A 3,602-nucleotide genomic window follows, 5' to 3' on the forward strand; every position below is an offset into this window, starting at 1 on the left:
ACGGCCATATCGAAAAAGTATTCGATGATTTCAAAACCAGTAACCATCACGACATTGTAGTGGACTATTTGAAATCGGCCTGATGTCAGAACGTGCGGAGCGCTTTCCGCCCGTTGCAATAACCTTTCCTGGGCTAAAAATCATCCGACGGTGCTTCAATTAGTCAGGCTTTGAAGGGGCAGAATGAAGTTCATCAGGCCAGGCCTGCAGCACCGCTTTAACCAGCGAGGCGAGAGGAATAGCAAAAAACACGCCCCAGAAACCCCATAAGCCGCCGAAGATCACCACCGACAGAATAATCACCAACGGATGCAGATTGACCGCCTCGGAAAAAAGCACCGGCACCAGAATATTGCCGTCCAGCCCCTGAATAATCAGATAGACGATAATCATCGTCCAGAAATCGCCGCCCAGCCCCCACTGTGCCAGCCCCACGCCGATAACCGGCACGGTCACGGCCAGCGCACCAATGTAAGGAATAAGCACCGACACCCCGACCAGTACCGCCAGCAGCAGCGCGTAGTTCATGCCGATAGCCAGAAAACCGATCCAGCTCGCCACGCCTACGACCACCATCTCCAACACTTTGCCGCGAATATAGTTCGAAAGCTGCTGATTCATTTCCAGCCAGACCTGACCGGCCAGCCCGCGGTTGCGCGGTAAGATGCGGCCAATCATGGTCAGCAGCTGCTCTTTATCCTTAAGCAGGAAGAAAACCATCAGCGGCACCAGCACCAGGTAAATAGCCAACGTCATCAGCCCCACCAGCGAGGCCAAAGAATATCTCAGCAGCTGATCGCCTATGCCGCTCAGCCTGGCGCGCAGGTTTTCTACCACGATGTCGACCAGTCCGACATCTATCAGCGCCGGGAAACGTTCGGGCAATCGCGTAGCGAAATGATATAACCCGGTCAACATCGTAGGCAGCTCGTGCGCTAAATTAATGCCCTGCTGCCAGGCGACGGGGGCGACAAACAGGATCAGCATTAAGACAATCGTAGCGAAGAAAATCAGCACGATAGTGGTGGCCCAGGTACGCGAACAGCCAAGCCGTTCCAGGCGCACTGTCGGCCACTCCAGCAGGTAAGCGACCACCAGCGCGACCAGCAGCGGCGCCAGCAGACCATTAAAAAAGAAGAGGATGCCGAAAGCGGCAAGCAGTATCGCCAGCAGCGCGATAGCCTGGGGATCGCTGAAGCGTCGGCGATACCACTGTAGTAGAAGATCCAGCATGGAAAAGTCCTGGCTTACTGAAGGAAGCCGCCGAGTCTACCTGAAAAACCGCCCGGTCGCGCGACCTTCAGGTCAGGCTTCAGCCATACTGACGGTAAAAGTCCTGTGCTGTTTCATGCCACTCTCCGCTGACGACCACACGATTTCGCCCGGCATGTTTAGCGTTGTAAAGCGCGTCGTCCGCGTGTTTAAACACGCTTTCCAGCGGCATTTCATCCGCGTCCCACAGCGCCACGCCAATTGACAGCGTGACGCGTCCGACCGGCGCCAGCTCCAGCTGCTCAATTTTTTTGCGTACGCGTTCAGCAATCACCGCCGCCATTTTCCGGTCAGCGCCCGGCAGGATCATCAAAAACTCTTCGCCTCCATTACGGCATACCACATCGGTCTGGCGCGAACTTTTGCCAAGCTGCTGCGCCACGCTTTTGATCACTCTGTCGCCTGCGTCATGGCCCCAGCTGTCGTTTACGCGTTTAAAGTGGTCAATATCCAGCGCCAGTACGGCGAAAGGCTGACGCGTGGCGTAAAAGTATTCGAGTACGGCGTTCAGACCACGGCGGTTCAGCAAAGAGGTCATCGGATCGGTCTGCACCTCAAATTTCAGGCGCCCAATTTTATCCTGCAGCAAACCGAGGCCGGTCAGCATAGCCCGCTTGATCTGCGCCGCTTCATAATACCAAGAACGAATAGCGCCAATCTCGCCAGACGCGCCGGGCGTATCCATCTGGCTGGCGTTGTTGGCCAGCTGCCCCAGCGGTCGTGCAATCAGGCAGGCAAACAGCCAGGCCAGTGCCAGCGTCAGCAGCGCCAGCGGAACGGCGCGCTGCACCACCTGCAGCATCAGGCTGGTCAGCGGCGTCAGCGTGGTTGGCGTCGGCTTCATCGCCACAATCATCCAGCCGGGCGTATTCACCATCGCGTAACCGGCCAGCATTGGCTCGCCATTTTTCTTCGAGACCTGCTGATAGCCGTTATTTTGTTTCAGTTTTTCGCTTATCAGCGGCGCAATTTTTTGCCCAATCAGCGCGCCGTTTTGGTGATAAAGCACGCGGTTGCCGCTGTCAACGACATACAAAGAGGAGCCGTCGCGATAAAACTGTTCACCCAGCAGCTCGTTAAGAATGCTCTTTTTCTTCAGGTAAATCGTGCCGCCGACAAAGCCCAGATAAGTGCCGCCGGGCGACCAGACGGGATAGGAGACGAACACCATCAGATTATGGGCCACCGATACGGAAGGCTGGCTGACCAGCGGTTTACGCTCGGCCAGCGCCTGTTGCGTAGCTGGCGTGGTAAGATGCACACCCTTCAGCATCAGCGAGTCAGGCGAGATAGCTTTCACCCAGCCGTTGGCATCCACAATCACCGCAGAATTAAAACTATTGGTCTGCTCGCGCAGGCGCATGACTTCACGCTGCATCAGCGCTTCGTCGTTGCCTCCCTGCCCCAGCGTTTTGGCGCTGAAAGCCAGCTGCGATTCCGCCAGTTGAAAAAACATTTCTGTGGTCGAGGCAAGTTTGGTCGCATAAACCCGGTTAGATTCTAACGTATTGTCAATCAGCACTTCACGCTGCACTTGCCAGGTGGCATACAGCGAGTTGGCCAGCGTGATCGCGATGCTGGCGAAAGCCAGCAGCATAATCAGCGTGCGCAAATCCAGCTTCAGACGAGGAAGCCTCATGGATGAGCCCTGAGGAAACATTTCATAGATGTCGCTTCTTTTTTAGTTTGATTTGGTCACGCGCATGCCCTGGTGAAGCATGGAGTCATACCAGGGTATCGTCACCATTAGGAATAATCTTAGTGATTTTAACTCAATTTTTTGTAAAGGGGCAGAGATAAATGGTGCCGAAGGAGGAGAGCGAAAGGCGGGAACCTGTCCCGCCCCTTCAGCGGGCGGGACAGAGAAACATTACATCGCGAGGAAGGCGTAACCCTGATTCTCAAGCGTGGCGACCGTAGTCGGGCTGGAAAGCGCGTGGGTAACGGAAGTATCGATCCAGTCATGCTTGAAATGGTGGAAAGCTACTGACTGATCGCAGACGGAAACATCCACGCCTTTCTCACGCAGTTCGCTAATCAACTTAAGATTAGGGTTATCCACACCAAAAACTTTCTTATATTCTGCATTATTTAACATCGCTGGCGTACCATCACCGGTGACCGACACGACAAATTTAAGCTTATCTTGCGGCACGCCGGAAGCGATATATAAATTGACTACGCGAGCAACACGCTCCAGCCCGAGGTTAGGGACTTTAGGGCCATTTTCTGCTTTGGTAATCTGGAAAACAACTTTATTACTGTCGCCTGCGGCCGGCTTATAAGCAGCATCGGCTTCATAATGAATTTTGCCATAGCCATCAATGGCG

The 3,602-nt window shown here is 54.5% G+C and carries 3 protein-coding genes and 1 pseudogene; 1 reads left to right on the forward strand and 3 read right to left on the reverse strand.

The annotated features are described in order from the left end of the window. Window positions 1–83 (forward strand): annotated as a pseudogene (bcp, locus tag RTK32_RS20095) (peroxiredoxin); the annotation flags it as partial. 76 nt (window positions 84–159) lie between these two features. Here the strand turns inward: bcp and RTK32_RS20100 are convergent. The 3 genes from RTK32_RS20100 to RTK32_RS20110 all read right to left on the reverse strand — a co-directional run. Beyond that, window positions 160–1,233 (reverse strand): AI-2E family transporter, encoded by a 1,074-nt coding sequence (locus RTK32_RS20100; RefSeq protein ID WP_312047037.1) that lies wholly within the window; start codon window positions 1,231–1,233, stop codon window positions 160–162. A 79-nt stretch (window positions 1,234–1,312) separates the two neighbouring features. Continuing rightward, the gene (locus RTK32_RS20105; RefSeq protein ID WP_312047039.1) at window positions 1,313–2,911 is read right to left on the reverse strand and encodes a sensor domain-containing diguanylate cyclase; all 1,599 of its coding nucleotides are present in this window, start codon (window positions 2,909–2,911) and stop codon (window positions 1,313–1,315) included. 231 nt (window positions 2,912–3,142) lie between these two features. Next, a partial coding sequence (locus tag RTK32_RS20110) for a DsrE family protein (protein WP_312047040.1) occupies window positions 3,143–3,602 on the reverse strand: 460 nt, incomplete at its 5' end.

It is taken from the genome of Erwinia sp. (assembly GCF_031978025.1).
Lineage (GTDB): Bacteria > Pseudomonadota > Gammaproteobacteria > Enterobacterales > Enterobacteriaceae > Erwinia.

Excerpts from the sequence above, each read along its gene's own strand:
- RTK32_RS20105 (WP_312047039.1), bottom strand. The coding sequence starts at position 2,911 with ATGAGGCTTCCTCGTCTGAAGCTGGATTTGCGCACGCTGATTATGCTG.
- RTK32_RS20100 (WP_312047037.1), bottom strand. The coding sequence starts at position 1,233 with ATGCTGGATCTTCTACTACAGTGGTATCGCCGACGCTTCAGCGATCCC.